Origin of the sequence: Streptomyces sp. GbtcB6 (genome assembly GCF_019091475.1) — a bacterium.
Taxonomy (GTDB): domain Bacteria; phylum Actinomycetota; class Actinomycetes; order Streptomycetales; family Streptomycetaceae; genus Streptomyces; species Streptomyces hyaluromycini.
The window spans coordinates 1-25572 of record NZ_JAGXJL010000009.1 but is presented as its reverse complement, the minus strand read 5'-3'; the positions used below and the strand labels follow the sequence as shown (position 1 = coordinate 25572).

Annotated in this window: 25 protein-coding genes; 12 read left to right on the top strand and 13 right to left on the bottom strand. The window is 72.1% G+C overall.

Annotation, left to right across the window (positions count from 1 at the left end):
• Positions 1–12 precede the first annotated feature (12 nt).
• The gene (locus KVT45_RS17010; RefSeq protein ID WP_089102634.1) at positions 13–663 is read right to left on the bottom strand and encodes a GntR family transcriptional regulator; all 651 of its coding nucleotides are present in this window, start codon (positions 661–663) and stop codon (positions 13–15) included.
• Positions 664–767: 104 nt separating this feature from the next.
• Entirely contained in the window at positions 768–1625 is an 858-nt protein-coding gene (locus KVT45_RS17005; protein ID WP_217548318.1) for a LysR family transcriptional regulator, read from the bottom strand.
• A gap of 68 nt (positions 1626–1693) precedes the next feature.
• Here KVT45_RS17005 and KVT45_RS17000 point away from each other — a divergent pair, with 68 nt between their 5' ends.
• Positions 1694–2578, top strand: coding sequence for a DMT family transporter (locus KVT45_RS17000; RefSeq protein ID WP_217548316.1), 885 nt, complete (start codon positions 1694–1696; stop codon positions 2576–2578).
• Between the two features lie 84 nt (positions 2579–2662).
• Here KVT45_RS17000 and KVT45_RS16995 read toward each other — a convergent pair whose 3' ends face one another.
• From KVT45_RS16995 to KVT45_RS16980, 4 genes are all read right to left on the bottom strand, one after another.
• Entirely contained in the window at positions 2663–3823 is a 1161-nt protein-coding gene (locus tag KVT45_RS16995) for an NAD(P)/FAD-dependent oxidoreductase (protein WP_217548314.1), read from the bottom strand.
• A complete protein-coding gene (locus tag KVT45_RS16990; RefSeq protein ID WP_089102904.1) occupies positions 3820–4017 on the bottom strand; it encodes a ferredoxin in 198 nt (65 codons plus the stop codon). Before KVT45_RS16990 ends, KVT45_RS16995 begins: the two co-directional genes overlap by 4 nt.
• A 32-nt stretch (positions 4018–4049) precedes the next feature.
• Positions 4050–5297: a cytochrome P450 gene (locus KVT45_RS16985; RefSeq protein WP_217548313.1), complete on the bottom strand. Its 1248-nt coding sequence runs from the start codon at positions 5295–5297 to the stop codon at positions 4050–4052.
• Between the two features lie 301 nt (positions 5298–5598).
• Positions 5599–6324, bottom strand: a complete 726-nt coding sequence (locus tag KVT45_RS16980) for a response regulator transcription factor (protein ID WP_217548311.1) — start codon at positions 6322–6324, stop codon at positions 5599–5601.
• Positions 6325–6597: 273 nt separating this feature from the next.
• Here KVT45_RS16980 and KVT45_RS16975 point away from each other — a divergent pair, with 273 nt between their 5' ends.
• Positions 6598–7638 carry a zinc-binding dehydrogenase gene (locus KVT45_RS16975; RefSeq protein ID WP_217548309.1) on the top strand — a complete coding sequence of 347 codons (1041 nt, stop codon included), beginning with the start codon at positions 6598–6600 and terminating at the stop codon, positions 7636–7638.
• Here the strand turns inward: KVT45_RS16975 and KVT45_RS16970 are convergent.
• Entirely contained in the window at positions 7622–8278 is a 657-nt protein-coding gene (locus KVT45_RS16970; RefSeq protein ID WP_217548307.1) for a TetR/AcrR family transcriptional regulator, read from the bottom strand. The two genes, KVT45_RS16975 and KVT45_RS16970, sit on opposite strands and share 17 nt — an antisense overlap.
• Before the next feature lie 209 nt (positions 8279–8487).
• On the opposite strand from KVT45_RS16970, the gene KVT45_RS16965 reads away from it, so the two are divergent.
• The 6 genes from KVT45_RS16965 to hemC all read left to right on the top strand — a co-directional run bounded on the left by KVT45_RS16965 (position 8488) and on the right by hemC (position 16617).
• Positions 8488–9960: an MFS transporter gene (locus KVT45_RS16965; RefSeq protein ID WP_217548306.1), complete on the top strand. Its 1473-nt coding sequence runs from the start codon at positions 8488–8490 to the stop codon at positions 9958–9960.
• A 237-nt stretch (positions 9961–10197) separates the two neighbouring features.
• The gene (locus KVT45_RS16960; RefSeq protein WP_217548304.1) at positions 10198–12399 is read left to right on the top strand and encodes an MMPL family transporter; all 2202 of its coding nucleotides are present in this window, start codon (positions 10198–10200) and stop codon (positions 12397–12399) included.
• A gap of 97 nt (positions 12400–12496) precedes the next feature.
• The gene (locus KVT45_RS16955; RefSeq protein WP_217548302.1) at positions 12497–13717 is read left to right on the top strand and encodes a sensor histidine kinase; all 1221 of its coding nucleotides are present in this window, start codon (positions 12497–12499) and stop codon (positions 13715–13717) included.
• Positions 13714–14400, top strand: coding sequence for a response regulator transcription factor (locus tag KVT45_RS16950; RefSeq protein ID WP_089102641.1), 687 nt, complete (start codon positions 13714–13716; stop codon positions 14398–14400). Before KVT45_RS16955 ends, KVT45_RS16950 begins: the two co-directional genes overlap by 4 nt.
• 93 nt (positions 14401–14493) lie before the next feature.
• Positions 14494–15450 carry an ATP-dependent DNA ligase gene (locus tag KVT45_RS16945; protein ID WP_217548667.1) on the top strand — a complete coding sequence of 319 codons (957 nt, stop codon included), beginning with the start codon at positions 14494–14496 and terminating at the stop codon, positions 15448–15450.
• A 231-nt stretch (positions 15451–15681) separates the two neighbouring features.
• Entirely contained in the window at positions 15682–16617 is a 936-nt protein-coding gene (gene hemC, locus KVT45_RS16940) for a hydroxymethylbilane synthase (protein WP_217548300.1), read from the top strand.
• A 114-nt stretch (positions 16618–16731) separates the two neighbouring features.
• On the opposite strand, the gene KVT45_RS16935 is transcribed toward hemC, so the two are convergent.
• The 4 genes from KVT45_RS16935 to KVT45_RS16920 form a co-directional block, all read right to left on the bottom strand.
• Positions 16732–17262, bottom strand: coding sequence for a hypothetical protein (locus KVT45_RS16935; RefSeq protein WP_217548298.1), 531 nt, complete (start codon positions 17260–17262; stop codon positions 16732–16734).
• A gap of 198 nt (positions 17263–17460) precedes the next feature.
• On the bottom strand, positions 17461–18312 hold the full coding sequence (locus KVT45_RS16930; RefSeq protein WP_217548296.1) for an ABC transporter permease: 852 nt from the start codon (positions 18310–18312) through the stop codon (positions 17461–17463).
• Positions 18272–19099, bottom strand: a complete 828-nt coding sequence (locus KVT45_RS16925) for an ABC transporter ATP-binding protein (RefSeq protein ID WP_217548294.1) — start codon at positions 19097–19099, stop codon at positions 18272–18274. Before KVT45_RS16925 ends, KVT45_RS16930 begins: the two co-directional genes overlap by 41 nt.
• Positions 19096–19551, bottom strand: coding sequence for a MarR family transcriptional regulator (locus KVT45_RS16920; RefSeq protein ID WP_217548292.1), 456 nt, complete (start codon positions 19549–19551; stop codon positions 19096–19098). The genes KVT45_RS16925 and KVT45_RS16920 overlap by 4 nt, the downstream gene beginning before the upstream one ends.
• 170 nt (positions 19552–19721) lie before the next feature.
• On the opposite strand from KVT45_RS16920, the gene KVT45_RS16915 reads away from it, so the two are divergent.
• Both KVT45_RS16915 and KVT45_RS16910 read left to right on the top strand, forming a co-directional pair.
• A complete protein-coding gene (locus KVT45_RS16915) occupies positions 19722–20513 on the top strand; it encodes an RNA polymerase sigma factor SigF (protein WP_217548290.1) in 792 nt (263 codons plus the stop codon).
• 158 nt (positions 20514–20671) lie between these two features.
• A complete protein-coding gene (locus KVT45_RS16910; protein ID WP_217548288.1) occupies positions 20672–21487 on the top strand; it encodes a VOC family protein in 816 nt (271 codons plus the stop codon).
• 156 nt (positions 21488–21643) lie between these two features.
• Here KVT45_RS16910 and glgX read toward each other — a convergent pair whose 3' ends face one another.
• Together glgX and KVT45_RS16900 are read right to left on the bottom strand one after the other, a co-directional pair.
• Positions 21644–23752: a glycogen debranching protein GlgX gene (gene glgX / locus KVT45_RS16905; protein ID WP_217548286.1), complete on the bottom strand. Its 2109-nt coding sequence runs from the start codon at positions 23750–23752 to the stop codon at positions 21644–21646.
• Positions 23753–23775: 23 nt separating this feature from the next.
• Positions 23776–24279, bottom strand: a complete 504-nt coding sequence (locus KVT45_RS16900) for a pep a2 (RefSeq protein WP_089102650.1) — start codon at positions 24277–24279, stop codon at positions 23776–23778.
• Between the two features lie 306 nt (positions 24280–24585).
• On the opposite strand from KVT45_RS16900, the gene KVT45_RS16895 reads away from it, so the two are divergent.
• Together KVT45_RS16895 and KVT45_RS16890 are read left to right on the top strand one after the other, a co-directional pair.
• A complete protein-coding gene (locus KVT45_RS16895) occupies positions 24586–24879 on the top strand; it encodes a DUF5133 domain-containing protein (RefSeq protein WP_217548284.1) in 294 nt (97 codons plus the stop codon).
• Between the two features lie 102 nt (positions 24880–24981).
• Positions 24982–25572: maltotransferase domain-containing protein (locus tag KVT45_RS16890; RefSeq protein ID WP_217548283.1), on the top strand; the 591-nt coding region annotated here is incomplete at its 3' end.

Sequence of the window (25572 nt, the reverse complement as noted above, 5' to 3'; positions counted from 1 at the left end):
CCCCGGGCGTTCTCAGTCGCTCAGTGCGTCGATCACGCTCGTGAGGTGGGCGCGGACGGCCGCCTCGGCCGCCTGCGGATCCCTGGCCCTGATCGCTTCGATCATCGCCAGGTGCTGGTTCAGGGATTGCTGCGGACGCCCCGGGCGCAGCGCCAACTGGAAGCGGTGCCGTACCAGTTGGGCGTTGAGCCGCTCCAGCAGCTCCACGGCGGTCTGCTGGCCGGAGATCTCCCGGATCCTGTCGTGGAGTGCGTGGTTGAGCTCGGAGTAGGTGACCGGTTCGCCGTCGGCGACGGCCTTGGTCATGGCCGCCCCGAGGTCCGCGAGTTCGGTGAGCTGCTCGTCGCTGGCCGCGACGGCCGCCTTGGCCGCGCACAGTCCCTCCAGGACCATGCGGCACTCGGTGATCGCGACCGCTTCCTCCACGGTCACCACCCGCACCCGCGAGCCGCGGTTGCGGATCCGCTCGACCAGTCCCTGGGCCTCCAGATCGATCAGTGCCGCACGGATACTGGCCCGCGTCACACCGAACTCCTCGGCGAGCTCGTTCTCCACCAGCCGCTGGGCCGGGGCCATCTCGCCGTGCAGGATCGCCTGCCGCAGCAGCGTGAACGCATGCTGCTTGGCCTGCTCTCCGGTGCTCGGACGGGCTTCTTTCGGCATTGCGCCCTCCCTGAGTGAGTGCCTGTCGAACGTAAATCTAGCCAAACAAGATTGTCAACAATTTTGTCTGCCGTATTGCCGGGACATCCCGGCGGACCGTGTGCTCAGCCGACGCGATACAGCTCACTGAGCAGTTCGAGAACGGCCTGCTGGGCGGGGTGCGGGTCGTCCCGCCACCAGGCCAGCCGGACGGCGACCGGTTCGGCGTCCCGGACCGGCCGGTAGACGATGCCGGGCCGCGGGTACTGGTTGGCGGTCGACTCGGCGGTCACACCGACCGCACGGCCGGCACCGATGGCGGTGAGCCAGTCGTCGACGTCGTGCGTCTCCTCGACGGCCGGCCGCGACTCCGGTGGCCACAGCTCCGGGGTGGTGGTGCCGGTACGCCGGTCGACCAGGAGGATCCTGCCGGTGAGGTCGGCCAGGCGTACGGTCCGGCGCCGGGCCAGCGGATCGTCGGCGGCCAGCGCGCACAGCCGCCGCTCCAGCCCGACGAGGGCCGAGTCGAACCGCCGGTCCTCCAGCGGGCGGCGCACCACCGCGAGGTCGCAGACGCCTTCGGCGAGGCCGGCGGAGGCCGTGTTGACCCGGACGAGCTGCAGATCGGTCCCGGGGCACGCCGCGGCCCAGCCCCGCTGGAAGGCGACGGTGTGCCGGCCCACGGCCGACCAGGCATAGCCGATCCGCAGCAGGTTGTGCCCCGAGCCGGCCTCCTGGACCAGACCGGCGACGTCCGCCAGCACCCGCCGGGCGCGCGCCACCACCCGCAGTCCGGTGGCCGTCGGGGTCACCGCGCGCGAGGTGCGCCGCAACAGCCGTACGCCCAGCGCGCGTTCGAGGGCCGCCAGGGTACGCGAGACGGCCGCCTGGGACACCCCCAGGGCGATCGCCGCATCGGTGAAGCTGCCCTCGTCGACGATGGCGACAAGACAGCGCAGCTGCCGCAGCTCGACCTCATCCATACGGACAGCGTATAGATTCCGGGCCGCATGCATTTTGCGCAAGGGCGGACCGGGCGGACCCTCCTCCCATGCGACGAGCCCCCGAACGCCCCGTCTCCTCCCCCGCGGTCGTGCCGTCCGCGCCGACCCGGCTCTCCGGCGTGGCGGCCATGTTCGGCAGCGGCCTGTCCAACCAGACCGGCGCGGCGATCGGCTCCCTCGCCTTCCCGGTCCTAGGCCCGCTCGGGGTGGTGGCGGTACGGCAGTACGTGGCCGCACTCGTCCTCGTGGCCGTCGGCCGGCCCCGCCCGCGGGACTTCACCTGGCGGCAGTGGTGGCCGGTGCTGCTGCTCGCGCTGGTCTTCGGCACGATGAACCTGACCCTGTACACCGCGATCGACAGGGTCGGCCTGGGCCTGGCGGTCACCCTGGAGTTCCTGGGCCCGCTCACCATCGCCCTGACCGCGTCCCGCCGCCGGCTCGACGCGGGGTGCGCGCTGCTGGCGGCGGCCGGGGTGGTGGTGCTGATGCGCCCGCGGCCGTCCACGGACTACCCGGGTATGGCCCTGGGCCTGGTGGCAGCGGGCTGCTGGGCGTCGTACATCCTGCTCAACCGGGTGGTCGGGCGCCGGATACCGGGGGCGCAGGGCCCGGCGGCGGCCGCGAGCGTGTCGGCACTGACGTTCCTGCCGATCGGCATCCTGGTCGCGGCAAGGCATCCGCCGACGGCCGGCGCCGTCCTGTGCGCGGTGGCGGCGGGCGTCCTGTCGTCGGCGGTGCCGTACCTGGCCGACCTGCTGACGCTGCGCAAGGTCCCGGCCCAGACCTTCGGCCTGTTCATGAGCGTCAACCCGGTACTGGCGGCGGCGGTGGGGTGGGTGGTGCTGGGGCAGAGCCTGGGGGTGCCGGAGTGGGTGGGTATCGGGGCGGTGGTTGCGGCAAACGCGGTCAGCATTGCAACAAGCGCCCACTGAGACGCGCCCCAAAGGGGCGCGGGGAACTGCGCGACCAGCCCCCACCGGCCCGCAGTACCCCCACAACCGATCCCACCCCACACTTCAACCCACGGCTTCCTTCCAAGCCGCCCCCACCGCAATCGCCTGCCGCCACCCCCGCATCACCTTCGGCGGCACCCCCACCGCGAGCACCCCGCTCAACCGCTCCCCCCTCCGATAAGCGGCGACGAACCGCCCCTCCGCCAACTCCCCCTCCACGACCCGCACTTCCTCGTGCCCGCGCAGATACCCGTACGCCTGGATCTTCATGTCGTACTGGTCGGACCAGAAGTACGGCACCGGCGCGAACGCCTTGCGCGCCTCGGGATTGAGGAGATTCCGGGCCGCGGCCATCCCCTGCTCCGCCGCGTTGGTCCGGTGCTCGATCCGCATCGAGACCCCGAACAACGGGTTGTACCAACGGGCGACGTCACCCGCCGCGTACACCCCCCGCGCGGCCTCGCAGTACTCGTCGCAGACGATCCCGTCGCCGACGGCCAGCCCGCTGTCGGCCAGCCACTCGACGTTGGGCAGCGAACCGATCGCCACCAGCACCTCGTCGGCCTCGATCTCCGCCCCGTCGCCGAGCCGCACCCCGTCCTCGGTCACCTCGGTCACCGCGACCCCGGTCCGCAGGTCCACGCCCCGCTCCAGGTGAGCCCGGGACAGCACCCGGCCCACCTCCTCGCCCGCCGCGTGCGCGAGCGGCACCGGCGCCGGTTCCAGGAGGGTCACCTGCGCACCCAGCCGCCAGGCGACCGCGGCGGCCTCGGCGCCGAGGAACCCGGCGCCGACCACCACCAGCCGCTGCCCCGGCCAGAGCCGCTCCCGCAGGGTGAGCGCGTCGTCGAGGGTGCGCAGCACATGCGCTCCCTCCCCGGGCAGCCGGCGCGGCCGCACCCCCGTGGCCACGATCAGCCCGTCGTAGGGCACCGCCGAGCCGTCGGCCAGACGCACCGTACGGTCCGCCACGTCCAGCCCGCTCGCCGCCACCCCGAGTCTCAACTCCAGCCCCAGGGAGTCGAGTTCGGTCGGTGCCCGCAGTGTCACCCGGTCCGGCGCCCACTCGGCCGACAGCACCTGCTTGGACAGCGGGGGCCGGTCGTACGGGGTGTGGAGTTCGTCGCCGACGAGGGTCAGCGTGCCGTCGTAGCCCTCGCGGCGGAGCGTCTCGACCGCAGCGAGTCCGGCCGCGGAGGCGCCGACGACCACGATCCGGTTCACTGTTCCACCAGTCGGATCGCGGCGGCTGGGCAGATCGCCACGGCCTCGCGGACGGCGTCCAGGGTGTCCCCGGCGGGATTCTCGTCCAGGACGAAGGCGATGCCGTCCTCGTCCCGCTGGTCGAACACCTCGGGGGCGGCGAGCACGCACTGCCCGGATGCGACGCACTTCGGTTCGTCCAGTTCGACATGCATGGTGTTCTCCTCGCTGTGGGTGGGGGGCCGGGTCACCAGGTGACCGGGAGTTCGTAGACGCCGTAGACGGATCCGTCGTGCTTGAAGGGCAGTTCAGCGATGTCGGCGGCGAGCCGGAGGCCGGGCACGCGGCGGTAGAGGGTGCCGTAGACGACCTGGAGTTCCATCCGGGCCAGCGGCTGGCCCAGGCACTGGTGGACGCCGAAGCCGAAGGCGACATGGCGGCGGGCGTCTCGGGTGAGGTCGAGGCGGTCTGGGTCGGGGAAGGCCTCGGGGTCGCGGTTGGCGATGTCGTTCGGCATGATCACGCCTTCACCGGCCCGGATCACCTGACCGGCGACCTCGATGTCCGCCAGGACCGCCCGGCGCCGGCCGCCGTGCACGATGCTCAGGTAGCGGAGCAGTTCCTCCACCGAGGACGCGATCAGCTTCGGGTCGTCGGTGTCCCGCAACAGGGCCAGCTGTTCCGGGTGTTCGAGGAGGGCGAGGGTCCCGAGGGCGATCATGTTGGCGGTGGTCTCGTGCCCGGCGAGCAGCAGCAGGACGCCCATCTGCGCGGCGTCGGTCCGGGTCAGCTCGCCCGACTGCACCCGGGCCACCAGCCCGGAGAGCAGGTCGTCGCCGGGGTGCGCCATCTTCTCGCCCATCAGCTCGTCGAGATAGCCGATCAGCTTCCCGTGGGCGGCCATCCGGTCCTCCATGGCCGAGTCCCGCTTGATGAGGATCTTGCTGTTCTCCTGGAAGAAGTCGTGGTCGTCGTAGGGCACTCCGAGCAGCGCGCAGATCACGAGCGAGGGCACCGGGAGTGCGAACGCCTCGACGAGGTCGACAGGGTTCGGGCCGGCGAGCATCTCGTCGATCAGGTCGTCGACGATCTTCTGTACGGCCGGGCGCAGCGCCTCGACGCGTTTGATCGCGAACGGTGCGGTGACCATACGCCGCAGCCGGGCGTGCTCGGGGTCGTCCATCAGGATGAAGCTGATGTTGTTCTTGCCGTTACTGGGGGCCTGGAGCGGATATCCGGGCCGGGTGATGTCGGCGCTGACTCGGGGGTCGAGCAGCACGGCACGCTGGTCGGCGTACCGGGTGAGCAGCCAGTAGTCCTTGCCGTCCCAGAGCCGGACCTTGGCGAGCGGTCCCTCCTTCTGGGCGGCGCTCAGGCCCGGGGGCGGGTCGAAGGGGCAGCCCGCGGCCCGGGGCATCGGGAACTCGTGGACCGGTGCGGACGGACCAGGTCCGGTGCCGGTGCCGGTGCCGGTGCCGGTCAGGGTGTCGGCCATCGCTGTCTCCTAGGCGTGGGGGATGAGCACATGCAAACAGGATGGACTGACCGCATCCGGTCAGTTCCCTGACATCAAGCTGACGTGATCCAGGTCACAGGGCCGCATCATCGCCATAACCCGCGTACCGGACAGACATCATAAACTTCCTTACAGATAACGTGACTTGACGTCACCGTCGATACCGCGCACCCGCCCGAACGGCCGACCGCTCCCCCGCCCCGCCCACCACGCCAGACGGACGACGCGGCCGCCTGGGCATTTGCTCACGGATTCCAGCGCGAAGCAGCCGTCCGGGCCCTCACGACTCCCCCAGCCAGTAGCCGAAACCCCGTCGGGTGTGGATCAGCGCGGGGCCGCCCCGGTCGACCTTGCGCCTGAGCCGGGAGACCAGTTGCTCGATGGCGTTGCCGTCCCGGAACTCGCCCCAGACGTAGCGGCTGATCTGCTCCTTGGACAGCACCTTCTCGGCGTTGACCAGGAGGTGACGCAGCAGCCGGTACTCGGCGGGCGTGAGGTCGAGGGTGCGGACACCCCGGCGGGCCTGACAGGCGCCGTCGTCCAGGACCAGGTCGGCATGGTCCAGCATGCCGCCCCGCCGGTCACCGCCGCCCACGCCCCGGAGCAGGACCTTGACCCGGGCGAGGACCTCGGCGATCCGGAAGGGCTTGGTGACGTAGTCCCGTTCACCGGCGCCGAGTTCGGGCACCAGCCGGGCCAGGGATTCGCAGCCCGCCAGCAGGAGGACCGGAGGCCGGTAGGCCGGCTTGAAGCGGCCGCCCTGGGCGAGGTCGTCGAGGCCGGGCAGTTCGGCGTCCATGACGACCAGGTCGTACCGGTACTCCGCGAGCCGCCGCGCCACCTCGGCGCCGCTGCCCGCCGCACCGGTCCGGTAGCCGGCCAACTCCAGGGTGGAGGTGAGGAGTTCGGTGGCGTCCGGGTCATCGGCGGCGACCAGGAGCCGCTGTCCGCTGCCACGGGCGAGCACTGGGGGTAAGGGGGAGCTGCCATACACGGGGTGACCCATTCGTTCGAGGCGCCGGCAATTCGCTTGCTTGACTCAAGTAAGCCACATATGCTTGCCTAACTCAAGTAACCGGGGTCGTCCTGAGCGGAGGCCGCCCCGGGGGCCTGCCAAGTGGCGGGCCCTGGCGCCGGAACCCGTGGGGACGGGAACCGGCGCGGCCCTCGGGCCGGTCGCCGGCCCACTCCCCCCGGCACGGCGACCGGCCCGAGGGCATCTCCTCGGCCACACGGCCCGACAAACCAGCACGGCACCACCAGAAAGCGAGAGTCACCCATGGCCACGATGAAGTCCGTACAGACCGGCGGCGTCGGCCGGATCGAGGTCGTGGACGTCGAGCGTCCCGTGCCCGGCCCGAAGGACGTGCTGCTGAAGATCCGCGCGGGCGGGATCTGCGGCACCGACGTCACCTTCCTGCACATGGGCGGCATGCCCGCCCGCGCCCACCTGGGCGGCGACCTGGTCCCGATCGCCCTGGGCCACGAGCCGGCCGGCGAGGTCGTCGAGGTCGGCGCCGAGGTCACGGGGCTGAAGACGGGCGACCGGGTGGTGGTGAACCCGCAGGACGCGCCCACCGGGATCATCGGCTGCGGCGGCCGGTACGGCGCCCTCAGCGAGTATCTGCTGATCGAGAACGCCGAGGTGGGACGGAGTGTCACGGTGTTCCCGGACACCGTGCCGTTCGAGGTCGCCTCCCTGAACGAGCCGATGGCGGTGTCCCGGCACGCGGTCAACCGCTCGGAGGCCGCACCCGACGACAAGGTGGTCGTGTTCGGCGCCGGACCGATCGGGCTGGGCGCGGCGATCTGGCTGAAGCTGCGGGGCGTCCGGCACGTGGTCGTCGTCGACGTCATCCCGGCCCGGCTGGAGAAGGCGCTGGCCGTGGGTGCGGACGCCGTGATCAACTCCGCCGAGGAGGACGTCACCGCGCGGCTGACCGAGCTGCACGGGCAGAGTGCCAACGCGCTGGGCCAGCCCCGCCCCGGCACCGACGTCTTCATCGACGCGGCCGGTGCCCCGGCCGTGTTCAACACCGTGGTGGCCAACGCGCAGTGGCACGCCAGGCTGGTCATGGTCGCCGTGCAGAAGAAGGGCGAGATCGACCTCGGCGGCATGCTGCGCAGCGAGCTGACCCTCGTCGCCTCGCAGGGCTACCCGACGGAGATCTTCGAGGTCACCCCCGAACTGGTCGAGCACCACGAGCGGTTCGCGAAGCTGATCAGCCACCGCGTCCCGTTCACCGACGTCCACCGCGCCTTCGAGCTGGCGCTGACGCCGGGGGCCGCAGAGAAGGTCGTTGTCACCTTCGACGCGTAGCGGAGACGGGCGCCAGCCACAGCCCGAGGAGCGCGTCGGTGAGCCCGGTGGCCGCGTCGCTCCAGGTGGCGCGCGGAGTGGCGGTGCCCTCGGCGAGGGCCCGCTCCCGCTCGGCGCAGGTGTGCAGGATCAACGTCCTTGCCATCAGGCCGCGTTCGGTGCGGACCTCGGCGGGCAGTTCCGGCAGCCGCCGGTTCAGCGCGTCGACGGCCCGGCGCAGCGACGGCGAGGCGAGGGACTCCTCGACCATGATGTCGTAGAGGGCGGGGTCGGTCATGACCTGGGCGCAGAAGCGGGCGTACCAGGTCGGGCCGCCCAGGCCGGCGAGGTGTTCGGTGATGGGGCGGACCAGGCAGTCCACCCAGTCGCGCACGTCGTCGGAGTCGCCGACCTCGGCCAGCAGGCGGACCCGGATCTCCTCGATCCGGTCGAAGTGCCGGGCGGCGACGGCGCGGACCAGGTCGGCCTTGGTGCCGAAGTGGTAGCCGACGGCCGCGTTGTTGCCCTGGCCGGCGGCCTCGCTGACCTGGCGGTTGGAGACGGCGTACACGCCCTGTTCGGCGAAGAGCCGCTCCGCCGCCGCCAGGATGGCCTCCCGCGTCGCGCTGACCTGGTCCGCCCGTGCCGACCTGCCCGCCATGCCCACCACCGCTCCGGGACCGCGCACCACCCGGACCGGCCAGTCCCGCGAGCCGTACCGGGGCCCCGCCCGAAGCGGCGAGGTCCAGCCGAAGAAGCCTACGCGGCAGGGCCGCCGAGTGCGGTGACACCCTGCCAGTACAGTAAGTCAAGCGACTGACTTAAATATGGGTCAGTCGCCCCCTGCCCTGCCTACGGAGGCCCTCTCCCATGTCCGAAGCCCCTGTCCGGCCCGCCGGGTCCGTGAGCCCGGCGCGAACCGGTCCGAACGCGGTGGTGGCGGTGCTGGCCCTGGCCGGTATCACCGTCTCGCTGATGCAGACCCTGGTGATCCCGATCGTCCCGGAGCTGCCGAAGTACCTCAACGCCTCCGCGTCCAACGCCGCCTGGGCGGTGACGGCGACCCTGCTGGCCGCCGCCGTGGCCACCCCGGTGGCCGGCCGCCTCGGCGACATGTTCGGCAAGCGGCTGATGCTGCTGGTCAGCCTGGTGCTGCTGGTCTCCGGCTCGGTGGTGGCCGCGCTGAGCGACTCGCTGGTCCCGATGATCGTCGGCCGTAGCCTCCAGGGCCTCGCGGCCGCCGTGGTCCCGCTCGGCATCAGCATCATGCGCGACGAGCTCCCGCCGGAGCGCCTCGCGGGTTCGACGGCACTGATGAGTGCCTCGCTGGGCGTCGGTGGCGCCCTCGGCCTGCCGACCGCGGCCTTCATCGCGGACCACTACGACTGGCATGTCCTGTTCTGGACCTCGGCCGCCCTCGGTGTCGTCGCGTTCGTCCTGGTCATGTTGCTGGTGCCGGAGTCCAAGGTGCGCTCGGGCGGCCGCTTCGACGCGGTCGGCGCGGTGGGCCTCGCGGTCGGCCTGGTCTCGCTGCTGCTCGCCGTCTCCAAGGGTGCCGACTGGGGCTGGACGAGCGGCACCACGCTCGGCCTGTTCGCCCTCGCGGTCGCCGTGCTGCTCGCCTGGGGCTTCTTCGAACTGCGCACCGGCCAGCCGCTGGTCGACCTGCGCACCACGGTCCGCCGCCAGGTGCTGTTCACCAACCTCGCCTCGATCGCGTTCGGCTTCTCGATGTTCGCGATGTCCCTGGTGCTCCCGCAGCTGCTCCAGCTGCCGACCCAGACGGGTTACGGCCTCGGCAGGTCGATGCTGACGGTCGGTCTGGTGATGGCGCCGCAGGGTCTGGTGATGATGGCCTTCGCCCCGGTCTCGGCCGCCATCACCAAGTCCAGGGGCCCGAAGATCACGCTCATGATCGGCGCGGTGATCGTCGCCGCGGGCTACGGCCTCAACATCGTCCTGATGTCCGAGGTCTGGCACCTGATCCTGGTCTCCTGCATCATCGGCGCCGGTGTCGGCTTCGCGTACGGCGCGATGCCCGCGCTGATCATGGGCGCGGTCCCGGCGTCGGAGACGGCCGCCGCGAACAGCCTCAACACGCTGATGCGGTCCATCGGCACGTCGGTGGCCAGCGCCGTCGCCGGGGTGGTCCTGTCTCAGCTGACCATCAGCCTCGGCGGCGTCACCCTGCCCTCCGAGAACGGCTTCAAGGTGGTCATGGCGATCGGCGCGGGCGCGGCCGTCCTGGCCTTCGTCCTCGCCTCCTTCCTGCCCGGCCGGCGCCCGGCGGACCCGGAGCCCGCTCCGGCCCCGGTCGAGCCCACGGCCGAGTCCGTGCACTGAGCCGCGGACGCGGAAGGTGATCAGCGGTGGGGCGGGCCGAGCCTTCGGGGGGCGGCCCGCCCCACCGCGTGCGCCCCTCCTGACGGGAGGCTGTCAGCCGCCGGGATGACGGCCGGCGGCGCGTGTACTGCGTACTCAGTAGCCGGGATTGTCGGCAGCCGCACGACGACGGCACGGGGTGGCCCCGGGGACTCTGGACCGGTCCCCGAGAACAGCAGATGTGGAGATCTCCGTCCCGTGGCTACTTTCCTCTACCGACTGGGCCGTCTGGCCTTCCGGCGGCGTCGGCTCGTCGCCGTGCTGTGGGTGGCCGTGCTGGCTGCCGTCGGCTTCGCCGCCGTCCGGGCGCCCGAGGCCCCCGACACGTCCTCGACCATGCCGGGGATCGAGTCCCAGCGCGCCTTCGACCTGCTCGGCGAGCGGTTCCCGGGCTCGGCGGCGGACGGGGCCAACGCCCGGATCGTCTTCGTCGCCCCCAAGGGCGAGAAGGTGACCGCAGGCCCGAACCGGGCGGCGATCGAGAGGCTGGTCGGCGAGGCCGCCGACGGCGCGCAGGTCGCGAGCGCGGTCAGCCCGTTCGCGGCGAAGGGCGTCAGCGCGGACGGTACGACGGCCTACGCGAACATCACCTTCAAGGTGACCGCGCATGACCTCACCGACGCGGCCAAGGAGCACCTTGAGAAGGCGATCGGCCAGGCCCGTGACTCGGGGCTGACCGTCGAGGCCGGCGGCACCGCCCTCGCCACCCAGCCCGCTGCAGGGGGCTCCGCCGAGGCGGTCGGCATCGCGATCGCCGCCCTGGTCCTGCTGCTCACCTTCGGCTCCCTGGCGGCGGCCGGACTGCCGCTGCTCACCGCGGTGATCGGCGTCGGCATCGCCATGGCCTCGATCCTGGCCCTGGCCAAGGCGCTCGGGCTCTCCTCCACCACCGGCACGCTGGCGACCATGCTGGGCCTCGCCGTCGGCATCGACTACGCGATGTTCGTCGTCTCGCGCTACCGCGAGGAGCGTGCCAAGGGCCACGCCCCGCAGGAGGCGGCCGCCCTCGCCGCCGGTACGGCCGGTTCGGCGGTCGTCTTCGCCGGGCTCACCGTGGTCATCGCGCTGGCCGGGCTGTCGGTGGTCGGCATCCCGATGCTGACGAAGATGGGGCTGGCCGCCGCCGGTGCGGTGGTCGTGGCGGTACTGATCGCGCTGACGCTGGTCCCGGCCCTGCTCGGCTGCTGGCCGAACGCCGTGCTCTCGCGCCGGGCCCGCAGGAGCGGCCGGGTCGAGGAGGCCGGGGAGCACAACGGCGGCAGCCGCTGGGCGCGGTTCGTGCTGCGCCGTCCGCTTGCCGTGCTGCTGCTCGGGGTGGTCGGCCTGGGCGCGCTCGCGCTCCCGGTGCGGGACCTGCAACTGGGCATGCCCGGCGACGAGGTGAAGCCGACGTCCACCACCGAGCGCCGGGCCTACGACGACCTGGCGCAGGGCTTCGGCGCGGGCTTCAACGGGCCGCTGACGATCGTCGTCGACGGCACGGGGGCGACGGACGTCAAGGGCGCGGTCACGACGATCACGCGGCGGATCGAGGACACCGAGGGCGTGGTCTCGGTGTCGGCGGCACGGTTCGACGCGGCGGGCGACACAGCGGTGTTCTCGGCGGTCCCGGCGACCGGTCCGAGCGACGAGCGGACCAAGGAGCTCGTGCACACCATCCGGGGTGAGCGTGCGGCCGTGGAGGCCGGCACCGGGGCCACCTTCCTGGTCACGGGCACGACGGCGGTCAACATCGACGTGGCCCAGAAGGTGCAGGACGCGCTGGTGCCGTATCTGCTGGTCGTGGTCGGGCTCGCCGTGGTGCTGCTGCTCCTGGTGTTCCGTTCGGTGCTGGTCCCGCTGAAGGCGGCGCTCGGCTTCCTGCTGTCGGTGCTGGCCTCGCTGGGGGCGGTCGTCCTGGTCTTCCAGCAGGGGCACGGCGCGGGTCCGCTGGGTGTGGAGTCCACCGGGCCGGTGATGAGCCTGATGCCGATCTTCCTGGTGGGCATCGTCTTCGGACTCGCCATGGACTACGAGGTGTTCCTGGTGTCCCGGATGCGGGAGGCGTACGTGCACGGGAGCGGGCCGGGGCAGGCGGTGGTGAGCGGGTTCCGGTACAGCGCGCGGGTGGTGGTGGCCGCCGCGCTGATCATGATGGCGGTGTTCTCCGGGTTCATCGGCGCCGGCGAGTCCATGATCAAGATGATCGGCTTCGGGCTCGCCTCGGCGGTCCTGTTCGACGCGTTCGTCGTACGGATGGCGATCGTCCCGGCGGTGCTGGCGCTGCTGGGCCGGTCGGCCTGGTGGCTGCCGCGGTGGCTGGACCGGGCGCTGCCGGCCGTCGACGTCGAGGGCGAGGCGCTCGGCCGTACGGTGCCCGCCCCGGCCGGTGACACCGCCCCGGAACCGGCTCGCCTGTGACCCCTTCCCTCCCTGGGGGCCGCCCGCGCGCCGCAGCGCGGGCGGCCCGCCCGCCGTATCACGGACCATGGTCACAGGAGACCGACCGGAGCGACCGATGAGCACCCCCTGGCAGCGCTACGCCGAAGAACACACCCGTACCGTCGACACCATGGCGGCGGTGCTGCTGTTCGCCTTGTTCCTGTTCGGCAGCGAGATCACCATGAGCGCCGAGGACCAGCCGCACGCGGCCGGCCTCACCATCGCCCTCGCCGCCGTCGGCTGCGGTGCCCTGCTCTGGCAGCGCACCCGGCCGCGCACGGTCGTCGCCCTCGGTGCGGCGGCCACCGCGGCCGCCGCCGGGCTCGGGCATCTGCCCACCCCGCTGCTGCTGGGCGGGCTGATGCTGGCGCTGTACCGGCTGGCGGTCGACACCGACCGGCCCACCGCCCGCCGGTACTACTTCGCGAGCGTCGCCCTCGTGGTGGGCGCCGCGATGGTCTTCGCGCCGGCGGGCATCCCCTGGCCGCTGGAGACGATCAGTCCGGCCGCCTGGCTGCTGCTGCCGGTCGTCGCCGGCAACGCGGTCCGGCTGCAGACCGCCTATCTGGACGCCGTGCAGGCACGGGCCGAGTACGCGGAGCGCAGCCGGGAGGAGGAGGCCCGGCACCGGGTCGCGGAGGAGCGGATGCGGATCGCCCGGGAGCTGCACGACGTGGTCGCCCACCATCTGGCGCTGGCCAACGCCCAGGCCGGCACGGCCGCCCACCTCTCGCGCACCCATCCCGACCAGGTGCACCGGATCCTCGGCGATCTCGCCGGTACGACCGCCTCCGCGCTGCGCGAGCTGAAGGCCACCGTGGGGCTGCTGCGGCAGACCGGCGACCCGGACCTGCCGCTCGCACCGAGCCCCGGCCTGGACCGGCTGCCGGAGCTGACCGAGGCCTGCGAGTCCGCGGGACTCGCCGTGCACGTGAGCGTCGAGGGCAGCCCGCGGCCGCTGACGGCGGGCGTGGACCTGACGGCGTACAGGATCGTGCAGGAGGCGCTGACCAACGTCACCAAACACGCCTCGGCCGAGGCCGCGTACGTCCGGATCGGCTGGGCCCGGGACCGGCTGACCCTCACCATCACCGACGACGGCACCGCCACCGCCCCGGCCGCGCCCGCCCCCGGGCACGGCTTCGGGCTGATCGGGATGCGCGAGCGGGCCCAGTCGGTCGGCGGCGCCTTCGCCGCCGGGCACCGGGACGGGGGCGGCTACGAGGTCACCACCCGGCTGCCGCTGTACCCCAGCGCCCCCGGCGCCACGGAACCGGAAGAACAAGGGACGCCATGACCATCCGCGTGCTGCTCGCCGACGACCAGGCCCTGCTGCGGGCCACCTTCCGGATCCTGATCGACTCCTGCGCCGACATGGAGGTGGTCGCCGAGGCCACCGACGGCGCCGAGGCGGTCGCGCGCACCCGCGAGCACCGGCCCGACATCGTGCTGATGGACATCCGGATGCCCGGCACCGACGGACTCGCCGCCACGGCCGCCGTCTGCGCGGACCCGGAGCTGTCCGGCGTGCGGGTGCTGATCCTGACCACCTTCGAGGTCGACGAGTACGTGGCGCAGGCGCTGCGCTCCGGGGCCAGCGGCTTCCTCGGCAAGGACGTGACCGCCGAGGCGCTGCTGGCCGGGATCCGCACGGTGGCCGCCGGCGAGTCGCTGCTCTCCCCCACCGCGACCCGCACACTCATCACCCGGTTCCTGGCCACGCCCGCGCCCGGCGCCCGGCTCGCCGCCCCCGAACAGCTGCGGGTGCTAACCGCGCGTGAGCGCGAGGTCATGGCGCTGGCGGCCGAGGGCCGCTCCAACGACGAGATCGCCGGGAAACTGTTCGTCTCCCCGCTGACCGTGCGCACCCACATCCACCGGGCGATGACCAAGCTGGACGCCCGGGACCGGGCCCAACTGGTGGTGATGGCCTACCAGTCGGGGCTGGTGCAGCCCCCGCCGCCGGGGCCGGACGCCTGAGGCCTGTTCGGGGGAACCGGCACCGGAAGGGGCGTGCGGCGGCGGCGGCCGGTTCACATCTCCTGGGTGACCGCCCTCCCTGTGATCCCGCCGATGCTCGCCACCCCCGGCCGGCTGCCGCCCGCCGCACAGGACGCCAAGTGGGCCTACGAGACCAAGCAGGACGGCCAGCGGGTGGTCGTCTACCTGCCCGGCGACGGCAGCATGCTGCTGCGCGCCCGTTCCGGCGAGGAGATCACCGCCGCCTATCCCGAACTGCGCCCGCTGGCGGAGGCTCTGGGCCGGACCCCGGCGATCCTGGACGGCGAGGTGCTGGCCGTCGACGAACAGGGGCGCGCCGACTTCCAGTTGCTGCAGAGCCGGATGGGCCTGGCCCACGCCCCGGCCCGGGCGGCCCGGATGGCGGCCCGGGTCCCGGTCCATCTGGTCCTGTTCGACGTGCTCCTCCTGGCGGACCCACTGCTCACCACGGCGTACGCGGACCGTCGGGCCCGCCTGGAGTCCCTGGCCCTGGACGGGCCGTACTGGTCGACGCCGGGGGCCGTCGTCGGGCACGGCGCCGAGGCGCTGCGGGCGACCCGGGAGCACGGTCTTGAGGGCCTGGTCTGCAAGCGGCTCGACTCGGGGTACGAGCCGGGGGTGCGGTCCCGCGCCTGGATCAAGATCCGGAACCTGCACGCCGAGGACGTGATCGTCGGCGGCTGGCTGCCGGGCAAGGGGCAGCTGACCGGGCTGCCCGGCGCGGTGCTGGTCGGCCAGCGGTCCGCCGACGGGCGGCTGCGGTACGTCGGCGGGGTGGGCACCGGCTGGAGCGAGGCGGAGCGGACCGAACTGGCCGCGCTGCTGCGGGCCGCCGGCACCGACTCGTGCCCCTTCGACCCGGTCCCGGCGGTCCCGGACGCCCGCTGGGTGCTGCCGCGGCTGGTCGGCGAGGTCAGGTACAGCACCCGGACCCGGGCCGGGCTGCTGCGCCAGCCGTCCTGGCTGCGGCTGCGCCCGGACCTCGCACCGGAGGAATCGGCGGCGGACCTGCCGGAGGACATGGACTGACGGCCGAGCGCGGCCGCCGAAGCAGGAGCGGCGGGCGGCCGACGAGGCGGGAGCACCGCTCACCCCGGCCGAGCGCCGCGACCTGCTGCGCGCTCCGGCCGACCCGGCCGTACCGAGTGGGGACGACGACCTGTTCCCCTTCGGCCGGGGACCGGGGGATCGGCTCCGCGCCGGACGGTGACCGACAGGATGTCGGAATCCGCGGTTGACGGGAAGGTCTATCGTGTCCCCATGTCGGTACCCGAGTTGATTCGTATCGTCTCCCGCGACTCGCCGATGGCCCTCGCCCAAGTGGCCCGTGTCCGCGCCGAGTTGGCCGCCCTCCATCCGCAGGTGCGCACCGAGGTCGTGCCGGTGAAGACGACCGGCGACAAGTGGCTGGGCGATCTCTCCCAGGTCGAGGGCAAGGGCGCGTTCACCAAAGAGGTGGACGCTGCGCTGCTGGCCGGCCAGGCGGATCTCGCCGTGCACTGTGTGAAGGACGTGCCGGCGGACCGGCCGCTGCCCGCCGGGACGGTCTTCGCGGCGTTCCTGAAGCGTGACGACATCCGCGACGCCCTCGTCCACCCGGGCGGGCTGACCCTCGACCAGCTGCCGCCGGGCACCCGGATCGGCACCTCCTCGGTCCGCCGGGTCGCTCAGCTGGCCGCCACCCACCCGCATCTGGAGTGCGTGCCGTTCCGGGGCAATGCCAACCGGCGCCTGGAGAAGCTCGCCGCCGGGGACGCCGACGCGCTGCTGCTCGCGGTGGCCGGCCTGGAGCGGATCGACCGCACGGATGTGATCACCGAGGTGCTGGACCCGGAGACGATGATGCCGCCCATCGGCGCGGGCATCCTCGCCCTTCAGTGCCGGGAGGGCGACTCCGAGCTGATCGACGTGGTGAGCGGGCTCGGTGACCCGGACACCTACCGGGAGGCCACCGCCGAGCGGATGTTCCTGCACGTGCTCCAGGGCCACTGCAACAGCCCGATCGCCGGCTACGCCCGGGTCGACGGCGGCGGTGAACTGTCGCTGCGTGCCTGTGTGTTCACCCCGGACGGCAAGACCCGGCTGAACGCCCACGAGTGGGCGGGCCGCCTCGACCCGGCCACGCTCGGCACCTCGGTCGCCGTGGCCCTGCTGCGGCAGGGGGCCCGCGAGATCATCGACGGTATCCCCCACTGAGCGCTCCGCTGGTGGCGCCGGGGCCGGGTTGTGTCGTCGTTCGGCTGCGGGTGCGTGGGGGTTGCTCGCGCAGTTCCCCGCGCCCCTTTGGGGCGCTGCCGAACAGCAGCCTGTTCAGGGAGCGGTGGGGCCCGGTTCCGTCTGGTCCTTGAGGAAGGCTGTCACCTGGTGGGACAGGCTGCCGGGGCCGGCGGCCTGGCAGGCCGCCGCGGCGGTCGACTCCAGTACGCCGATGCCGCCCGCCCACAGCCGGCGTTCCGTCCACTCCTCGTCGACCCGCAGGTGGACCTGGATGTCCACCTGGGCCAGGGCGGCCTCCGGGCCGGCGGCGTAAAGGACGGCGGTGGCGCGGCGCAGCGGGTAGACGTCGAAGCCCTCGATGAACTGGGAGTTGCGCCAGTCGATGAACGCGCCCTCGCCGTCGGGGCCGACCCGGACGTCGATCTGGCCGTCCTCCAGTTGCACGCTGAAGTGGCGGGAGCCACGGTTCTCGATGGTCACCCGGGCACTGAAGTACGTCAGCCCGGCCGCGGCGTCGTCCCGGCCGCGGGGCGGCTCGGACTCCGCCAGGCGGTGGACGCGGACCCGCAGACCGGCATGTTCGTCGTACTCATGCCAGTCCCCGACCACGTTCGGCTCGTACACAATGCCCCTCTCGACCCCCGCTGTTTATCTGTGTGCTCAGCGCACTGTCAAATGAGCGGAATGCGCTGTGGCCAGGGGGTTCGCCCGCTTTGATCGCTGATCAAGCGTTGCGCAGCGGTTATCCCGCCCCGGGGGTCCGGAGCGGGTCGCGGGCGCGTGCCGCACATCACGTCGGCGTGCGTCCCGGCCGCGGCCGGTTCAGCGGGCCAGGCGGCCGAGCAGCGAGGAGGCCGCGGTGATGCCGAGGGCTGCGGCGACCGCCAGCACGCCGAAGTCGAGGCCGAGGTGGGCGGGCGTGCCGAGCAGCAGGCCGCGCAGGGCGTCCACCTGGTAGCTCAGCGGGTTGATCTTGCTCACCACCTGGAGCCAGCCCGGCATGATCGCCACGGGGTAGAGGGCGTTGGAGCCGAAGAACAGCGGCATGGTGATCGCCTGCCCGATGCCCATCAGCCGGTCGCGGCTGAGCACGATGCCCGCGATGCTCATCGACAGGCAGGAGAAGAAGGCCGAGGCGAGGACCACGGCGAGCCCGACCCCGAGGAGCTTCAGGGGGTTCCAGGTGAGGGAGACGCCGAGGATCGCGGCGATGACGATCACCACGACGGCCTGGATCAGGGACTTCACGCCGGCCGCGAAGGCCTTGCCGGTGATGAGGGCGGAGCGTGGGGTGGGGGTGACGAGGAGCTTGTTGAGGATGCCGGCGTCGCGCTCCCAGATGATCTGGATGCCGTAGAAGATGGCGATGAACATCGCGGACTGGGCGATGATGCCGGGCGCCAGGTAGTCGATGTAGGGGATGCCGCCGGTGGGTATCGCCTTGATCCGGGTGAAGGTCTGACCGAAGATCAGCAGCCAGAGGGCGGGCTGGATCGCGCGGGTGTAGAGCTCGGTGCGGTCGTGGCGGAGCTTCTGCAGCTCGACGGCGCACATGGCGACGACCCGGGCGGGCAGCAGCCGCCAGCCGGAGCGCGGCCGGGGTGGGGTCAGCAGCAGGGACGTGCCCGTGGGCTCAGCCGACACGGTTCGCGGTGCGGCGGGTGCTTCGGACATCGCGGAAACCTCCTGACTGGTCGTCGAGGCCGCTGCCGGCCACGTCGCGGAAGACGTCTTCGAGGGTGGGCAGGGCTTCGCTGCCCTGGCGTTCGGCGAGGCCGCGCCGGAGCTCGGTGGGGGTGCCGAGCGCGCGGATGCGGCCGCGGTGCATCAGGCCGACCCGGTCGCAGTGCTGGTCGGCCTCGTCCATGTAGTGGGTGGTGACCAGGACGGTCATGCCGGTGGCTTCGCGTACGGCGTTGATCTGGTCCCACACGCTGGTGCGGGCGATCGGGTCGAGGCCGATGGTCGGCTCGTCGAGGATCAGCAGCCGGGGCGCGCTGACCAGCGCCTGGGCCAGTTCGAGGCGGCGGACCATGCCACCGGAGTAGGTGCCGGCGAGCCGGTCGGCGGCGTCGGCGAGGTCCACCACCTCCAGCGCCTCGGCGACCCGCGCGGCCCGCTCGCGCCGGGGCACGTCGAAGACGCGGGCGAACAGCTCGACGTTCTCGCGGCCGGTGAGCCCGCTGTCGGCGGACAGCTGCTGCGGGACGTAGCCGAGCAGCCGGCGCACGGCCATCCGGTCCCGGCCGGTGTCGTGGCCGAAGACGCGGACCATCCCGGCGGGGACGGGCAGCAGGGTGGTGATGCAGCGGATGGCGGTGGTCTTGCCGGCGCCGTTGGGGCCCAGCAGGCCGAAGACCTCGCCCTCGCCGACGCTCAGGTCGAGTCCGTCGACGGCCTTGGTCTCTCCGAAGGAGTAGGAGAGACCGGTACAGGCGACTGCGGTGGTGTCCGTTGTCATGATTCCCCGGCCTCCTCGTGCAGGGTGTCGGCGAGCCGGCGCAACGCGGGAAGCGCCGCTCGCAGCGCCTCCCGGTCTGCCTCGTCCAGCCGGGCGACATGGCCGGCGACGAGTTCCGCGCGGCGGCGGTGCCAGTCGGCGAGTCGTTTCTCGGCGTCTTCGGTCAGCAGCAGCCGGGCGGCCCGCCGGTCGGCCGGGTCGGTCTCCCGGAGCATGTAGCCGTCCTTGACGAGCTGGTTGACCAGGGTCGACACCGAGTTGCTCGCCAGGTACAGCTCCTTGGCGGCGTCCGAGATGCCGATCCCGGGCCGGGACTCGACCAGCCGCAGCAGCTCCACCTCGGCACCGCGCAGCCGCGGCCGGGTGAGCCCGCGCCGCAGCCGGCGACGGATCAGCCGTTGGATGCCGACCAACGCGTCGGCGAGTTCTTCCGGAAAGGTCTCCGATTCCACACCTGGAATATTACCTCTGCTACAGAGGTATCTCCTCCAAGGGAGGGTCAAGGAAAGAGTCAAGGAGGAGGTCGGCAGAGAAATGAGAGCTATCTCACCTTTCTGAGTGAATTGTTTTGCTATACGCCATTAAGGGCATGCGCAGTTCAGTGCCGAGGGAGGTGCGTGCGATGCGTGCCACCTGCAAACCCAAGTCCCATCCACACGACGACGCCCCGGACACGGCCCAGGACTTCGTTCGGCTGGCCGAGCTGCCCGAGGGGCCGGAGCGCCGGGCGCTCAGGGACGAGCTGGTCGAGCTGTGGCTGCCCATGGCAGAGCGGATCGCGGTGCGGTTCCGCGGCCGCGGGGAGACCCCGGAGGATCTCTACCAGGTCGCCGCGCTGGGACTGGTGAAGGCTGTCGACCACTACGACCCGGCGCGCGGCCGGGCCTTCGAGGCCTACGCCGTGCCGACGATCACCGGCGAGATCAAACGCCACTTCCGGGACCACATGTGGACCCTGCACGTGCCGCGCCGGGTCCAGGAGCTGCGCAACCGGGTCCGGGTCGCCCTCAAGGAGCTGGGCCAGACGGCCCCGGGGCACCCGCCCACCGTCCCCGAGATCGCCGCACGGACCCAGCTCACCGAGAGCGAGGTGCGGGCCGGGATGGAGGCCCTGGAGTGCTATTCGGCGCTGTCACTGGACGCCGAGGTCCTCGGCGGCGACGGCTGTGCGCTCGGCGACACCCTGGGCGCCCCGGACCCCGGCTACGACCTGATCGTCGACCGCACCGCCGCGGAGCCGTGCCTCCAGGGGCTGCCCGAGCGCGACCGGCTCATCCTCTATCTGCGGTTCTTCCGCGGTATGACGCAGAGCCGGATCGCCGAGCAGCTGGGTATCTCGCAGATGCATGTGTCCCGCCTGCTCAGCGCCTGTTTCGACCGGCTGCGCGAGGACCTGCTGGCCGAGGCGGGCTGAGAATCACCCGATGGGCGCCGCGCCCCGCGCCCGGATCGGCTGGTCGGCCTCTTCCCGCCGCGCCACCGGGGTACTCGGCAGGCATTCCTGCCGCTTCCGGTTGGAGACTGGTGGCAGACCGGTCCCCCTGCCGGCCCCGACACCAGGACGCGAGTGCCATGAACGACGACACGCCTCCCCCCCGACCCGTGCAGAAGAAGCGAACGGTGATTTCGACGCACTCGGTCTTCGGTGCCCCGTGCTGGGTGAGCCTGACCAGCCGCGACCTGCAGACGACCGAGGACTTCTACAGTGCCGTGCTTGGCTGGCGATGGCGCAGTGTCAGGCTCGGCGACCACTTCCGGATCGCGCTGGCGGACGGGGTGCCGGTGGCGGGCATCGCCGCGGTCGCCGCGATGTGGCAGATGGCGGTGGCCTGGACGCCGTACTTCGCGGTGCCCGACGCGGACGAGGCGGTGGCCCGGGCCCGGGAGCGCGGCGGCACCCCTGCGGTGGGGCCGTTGTCCTTCCCGCCCGGCAGGGCGGCGTTGATCGCCGACCGGGACGGCGCCGTCTTCGGCATCTGGGAGGGGGAACTGGTCTCCAACTGGGAGACCTGGCGGCGGGCCGCCCCGACCTTCATCCGCCTGCACACCCGCAACGCCTTCGACTCGGCGATCTTCTACGGCGAGGTCCTCGGCTGGGCCTCCGGCAAGCCGGGCTGCTGCGAGGTCGAGTACGAGGCCGGCGAGGTCGTGCTGCGCAGCCGCGGCGATGCCGTGGCCCGCATCGACTCGGGGGCGGTGGAGACGGCCCCCGATCCGTCGGTACGGCCGCACTGGCAGATCCATTTCGCGGTCAGCGATGTGGCGGCGTGCGCCCGGATCGCCGAGAAACACGGCGGCAGCGTGCTGAGCGAGGAGGAGACCGAGGCGATCCTCCGGGATCCGGACGGCGCACAGTTCACGGTGACGACGGCCCGCGGCGCGCGCTGAGCCGTGCCGTGCCGGGTTCGCCGAGGTGGTCGGGTGCGGGTGCGTCGTGGCTGGTCGCGCAGTTCCCCGCGCCCCTGAAGGGGCGCTGCACCTGACGCCCCTGAAAGGGGCGCGGGGAACTGCGCGAGCAACCCCCACGCACCCGCAGCCGGGGTGCTACCTCGACGGCCGCGACAGCACGACCATGCTTCGCGTCTCCACGCGCAGCCTCGTGCCCGCCTTGCGCTCGCGTTCGTCCGGCACCCCCTCCGGGTCGGCGGTGTCGATGAGGGTCGTCCAGTGCTCGCCGTAGGAGTCGTCCGGCAGCCGGAAGTCGACCGGCTCCCAGTAGCTGTTGAGGAGCAGCAGGAACGAGTCGTCGACCAGACGCCGCCCGTAGGGGTCCCGTTCGGCGATGGCGTCGCCGTTGAGGAAGACGCCGACCGAGTGCGCGTCGGCGCGCTGCCAGTCCCGGTCGGTCATCTCGCGGGCGTCGGGCAGCAGCCACACCAGGTCGGGCAGCGGCTGCCCGGGGCGCATGGTGGTCTCGCCCCGGAAGAAGCGCCGCCGGCGCAGCACGGGGTGGGCGGCGCGCAGCCCGATGACGTACCGGGTGAAGTCGGTGAGGGTCTGCTGCTCGTCGGTCAGCTCCCAGTCGATCCAGGAGACTTCGTTGTCCTGGCAGTAGGCGTTGTTGTTGCCGCCCTGGGTGCGGCCGAGTTCGTCGCCGTGGCTGAGCATGGGGATGCCCTGGGACAGCAGCAGGGTGGCGAGGAGGTTGCGCTGCTGGCGGGACCGCAGTTCGAGTACGGCCGGGTCGGTGGTCTCGCCCTCGGCACCGCAGTTCCAGGACCGGTTGTGGCTCTCGCCGTCGCGGTTGCCCTCGCCGTTGGCCTGGTTGTGCTTGTCGTTGTACGACACCAGGTCGCGCAGCGTGAAACCGTCGTGCGCGGTGACGAAGTTGACGCTCGCCCGCGGCCGCCGCCTGCTGTGCTGGTACAGGTCGGAGGAGCCGGTGAGCCGGGAGGCGAACTCGCCCAGCGAACTCGGTTCGGCCCGCCAGAAGTCCCGTACGGCGTCCCGGTACTTGCCGTTCCACTCCGACCACAGCTGCGGGAAGTTGCCGACCTGGTAGCCGCCCTCGCCCACGTCCCAGGGTTCGGCGATGAGCTTGACCCTGCTGATCACCGGGTCCTGCTGGATCAGGTCGAAGAACGCCGAAAGCCGGTCCACCTCGTGGAACTGGCGCGCCAGGGTGGCCGCGAGGTCGAAGCGGAAGCCGTCGACGTGCATCTCGGTCACCCAGTACCGCAGCGAGTCCATGATCAGCTGGAGCACGTAGGGGTGCCGCATCAGCAGGCTGTTCCCGGTGCCGGTGGTGTCGTAGTAGTGCGCCCAGTCGCCGTCCACCAGCCGGTAGTAGGAGGCGTTGTCGATGCCCCGGAAGGACAGTGTGGGGCCCATCTCGTTGCCCTCGGCGGTGTGGTTGTAGACCACGTCGAGGATCACTTCGAGCCCTGCCGCGTGCAGCGCCTTCACCATCGCCTTGAACTCGTTGACCTGCTGGCCCCGGCTGCCGAAGGCGCTGTAGGCGTTGTGCGGGGCGAAGTAGCCGATGGTGTTGTAGCCCCAGTAGTTGGACAGGCCGCGGTCCTGGAGCACCCCGTCCTGCACGAACTGGTGCACCGGCATCAGCTCGACCGCCGTGACGCCGAGCGAGGTCAGGTGGTCGAGGACCGCCGGGTGCGCGAGACCGGCGTAACTGCCCCGGAGCCGTTCGGGTACCTCCGGATGGGTGAGGGTCAGGCCGCGGACATGGGCCTCGTAGATCACCGAGTCGGAGTAGGGCCGCCGGGGCGGGCGGTCGTCACCCCAGTCGAAGTAGGGGTCGGTGACCACGCCGAGCATGGAGTGCCCGGCGCTGTCGGCCGGGGATGGCCCGCCGGGGGTGCGTTCGTAGAGGGAGGCGTGGTTGTCGATCTGGCCGTCGACCGCCTGGGCGTACGGGTCCAGGAGCAGCTTCGCCGGATTGCACCAGTGGCCCAGGTCGGGGTTCCAGGGGCCGGTCACCCGGTATCCGTAGCGCTGTCCTGGGCCGACGCCGGGCAGGTAGGCGTGCCAGACGAAGCCGTCGACCTCGGTCATCGGCACCGTCGTCCGAGTGGCGGCGTCGTTCACCAGGGCCAGCTCGACCCGCTCGGCGACCTCGCTGAACAGGGCGAAGTTGGTGCCCTGCCCGTCGAAGGAGGCCCCCAACGGGTAGGGGTGCCCGCTCCACACGGGCACCCCTTTCCGGGATTTCCTCGCCGTCACCGGGCGCCTTCCAGGACGCCGTCGGCGGATGCGGCCAACTGGGCGACCGGCAGGTCGCGCGGCACCTGAAGGACCTGGCGCAGCCGCGGCGCCGGCCCGGTCCTGACCAGCGGGACGCGCTCGCCGGAGCGGGCCCGCTGCGAGAACCAGATGATCTTGCTGCCGGTCTCCGGGGCACAGCAGCCCCAGCCGTCGCTGGTCGCGGCGAGGTGCGCCAGGCACCCGCGCAGGTCCTGGTCGGGGCGGAGATCCCGGTCGTCGTCACCGATGGCGGTGATGAGGTGCTGCCCGTTCCACCACATCTCGATGGACGTGCGTTTGTCCGTCGCGTGCTGGTCGATGGCGGTCAGCAGCAGTTCGGCACCGCGGCAGACGGGGTCCACGAGGTTGTCGAGATCCCAGTAACGCAGATGGGCGGCCAGTATGCGGCTGACCTGTCCCACCCGTTCCGGGCTGACCTCCACGTCGAGGTGGTAGTAGCAGGGCACTGCGGTCTTCATTGTCGCTAGCTCCTCACCCGCGAAGCTCTCGCTCCCCCTCACCCGCCCGGAAATCCGTTCCGGACGCGCAGCGTGAGCGCCGATCGCTCCTGAGTCACCTTCACTGTGGGGGCGCTACGCCATTCGTGCAACACGAGAGCCGCACGGGGTGGTTGAAGATCCAACAAGACGCTCGGTCATCGTGCGTGCACCATGAGTGAAAGCCTCGATTCGCCGTAACGGCTCCGCGCCTCTCCGTGCCCGGACGCTCCCCCGATCCTCGGGGACACGTGCCCATTCGAGAGCGTCGGAAGGAAAGACACGGCCATGCTGCTACCCGCGAAGGCCGAGGTGGCCCGGCAGCTGCGGCGCTACCGGGCGTGGGAGCGCGTCATGCTCGCCTCGCCGCAGGACCGCGAGGTGCGGTCCACCTTCGAGGACTCGGGCTACACGCTGTGCGTGCTGATGGGCAAGCGCTGCGCCCGGGAGGCGGTGGACGCGGCCGAGCGCTATCTGCGCACCAGCCTCGTCACCTATGTGCGGGAACAGGGTGGGCGGCCCCGGCTGGGCGGGACGGTCCGGCAGGGGCCGCCGACGGACCGGCGTTCCGCGAGGCAGTGATCCCGCAGACGGACCCCGCGGGAAGACACCGGTCTTCCGGCGCACTACGGACCGCGGAGCCGGGCCCCGGGCCCGGCTCCGCGCACGGCGGAGGTGAGACCCATGAAGGCGACTGAGCCCATCGGCCGCGTTCCGGTGCGTGACGTCCGGCCCGCCGTGGAGCGCGGCGGGCGTCCGGTGAAGGCGGTCCCCGGCGAGACCTTCCAGGTCACCGCCACCGTCTTCCGCGAGGGCCATGACGCCGTCGGCGCCGATGTGGTGCTGTGCGACCCCGAGGGCCGGCCCGGCACCTGGACCCCGATGCGGGAGCTGGCCCCCGGCACCGACCGCTGGGGCGCCGAGGTCACCCCGGACGCGACGGGCCGCTGGACGTATCACGTGGAGTCCTGGAGCGCCCCGCTCGCCACCTGGCGGCAGCATGCCCGGGTGAAGATCCCCGCGGGCATCGACACCGGCCTGGTCCTGGAGGAGGGCGCCGAACTGTATGAGCGGGCGGCCGCCGGCGTCCCCCAAGGCCCGGACCGCGAGCGGGTGCTGGCGGCGGCCCGAGCCCTGGGCGACGACTCCCTCCCGCTGCACGCGCGGCTGGCGAACGCCCTCGCTCCCGAGGTGGACGAGGTCCTGGCGCGGTATCCGTTGCGGGAGTTGGTCACCGTCTCGGAGCCGTTGCCGCTGCTCGTGGAGCGTGAACGG

Coding starts and splice junctions, on each gene's coding strand:
- KVT45_RS17010 (WP_089102634.1), bottom strand. CDS start 663: ATGCCGAAAGAAGCCCGTCCGAGCACCGGAGAGCAGGCCAAGCAGCAT.
- KVT45_RS17005 (WP_217548318.1), bottom strand. CDS start 1,625: ATGGATGAGGTCGAGCTGCGGCAGCTGCGCTGTCTTGTCGCCATCGTC.
- KVT45_RS17000 (WP_217548316.1), top strand. CDS start 1,694: ATGCGACGAGCCCCCGAACGCCCCGTCTCCTCCCCCGCGGTCGTGCCG.
- KVT45_RS16990 (WP_089102904.1), bottom strand. CDS start 4,017: ATGCATGTCGAACTGGACGAACCGAAGTGCGTCGCATCCGGGCAGTGC.
- KVT45_RS16985 (WP_217548313.1), bottom strand. CDS start 5,297: ATGGCCGACACCCTGACCGGCACCGGCACCGGCACCGGCACCGGACCT.
- KVT45_RS16980 (WP_217548311.1), bottom strand. CDS start 6,324: ATGGGTCACCCCGTGTATGGCAGCTCCCCCTTACCCCCAGTGCTCGCC.
- KVT45_RS16975 (WP_217548309.1), top strand. CDS start 6,598: ATGGCCACGATGAAGTCCGTACAGACCGGCGGCGTCGGCCGGATCGAG.
- KVT45_RS16970 (WP_217548307.1), bottom strand. CDS start 8,278: ATGGCGGGCAGGTCGGCACGGGCGGACCAGGTCAGCGCGACGCGGGAG.
- KVT45_RS16965 (WP_217548306.1), top strand. CDS start 8,488: ATGTCCGAAGCCCCTGTCCGGCCCGCCGGGTCCGTGAGCCCGGCGCGA.
- KVT45_RS16955 (WP_217548302.1), top strand. CDS start 12,497: ATGAGCACCCCCTGGCAGCGCTACGCCGAAGAACACACCCGTACCGTC.
- KVT45_RS16950 (WP_089102641.1), top strand. CDS start 13,714: ATGACCATCCGCGTGCTGCTCGCCGACGACCAGGCCCTGCTGCGGGCC.
- KVT45_RS16945 (WP_217548667.1), top strand. CDS start 14,494: ATGCTCGCCACCCCCGGCCGGCTGCCGCCCGCCGCACAGGACGCCAAG.
- hemC (WP_217548300.1), top strand. CDS start 15,682: ATGTCGGTACCCGAGTTGATTCGTATCGTCTCCCGCGACTCGCCGATG.
- KVT45_RS16930 (WP_217548296.1), bottom strand. CDS start 18,312: ATGTCCGAAGCACCCGCCGCACCGCGAACCGTGTCGGCTGAGCCCACG.
- KVT45_RS16925 (WP_217548294.1), bottom strand. CDS start 19,099: ATGACAACGGACACCACCGCAGTCGCCTGTACCGGTCTCTCCTACTCC.
- KVT45_RS16915 (WP_217548290.1), top strand. CDS start 19,722: ATGCGTGCCACCTGCAAACCCAAGTCCCATCCACACGACGACGCCCCG.
- KVT45_RS16910 (WP_217548288.1), top strand. CDS start 20,672: ATGAACGACGACACGCCTCCCCCCCGACCCGTGCAGAAGAAGCGAACG.
- KVT45_RS16900 (WP_089102650.1), bottom strand. CDS start 24,279: ATGAAGACCGCAGTGCCCTGCTACTACCACCTCGACGTGGAGGTCAGC.
- KVT45_RS16895 (WP_217548284.1), top strand. CDS start 24,586: ATGCTGCTACCCGCGAAGGCCGAGGTGGCCCGGCAGCTGCGGCGCTAC.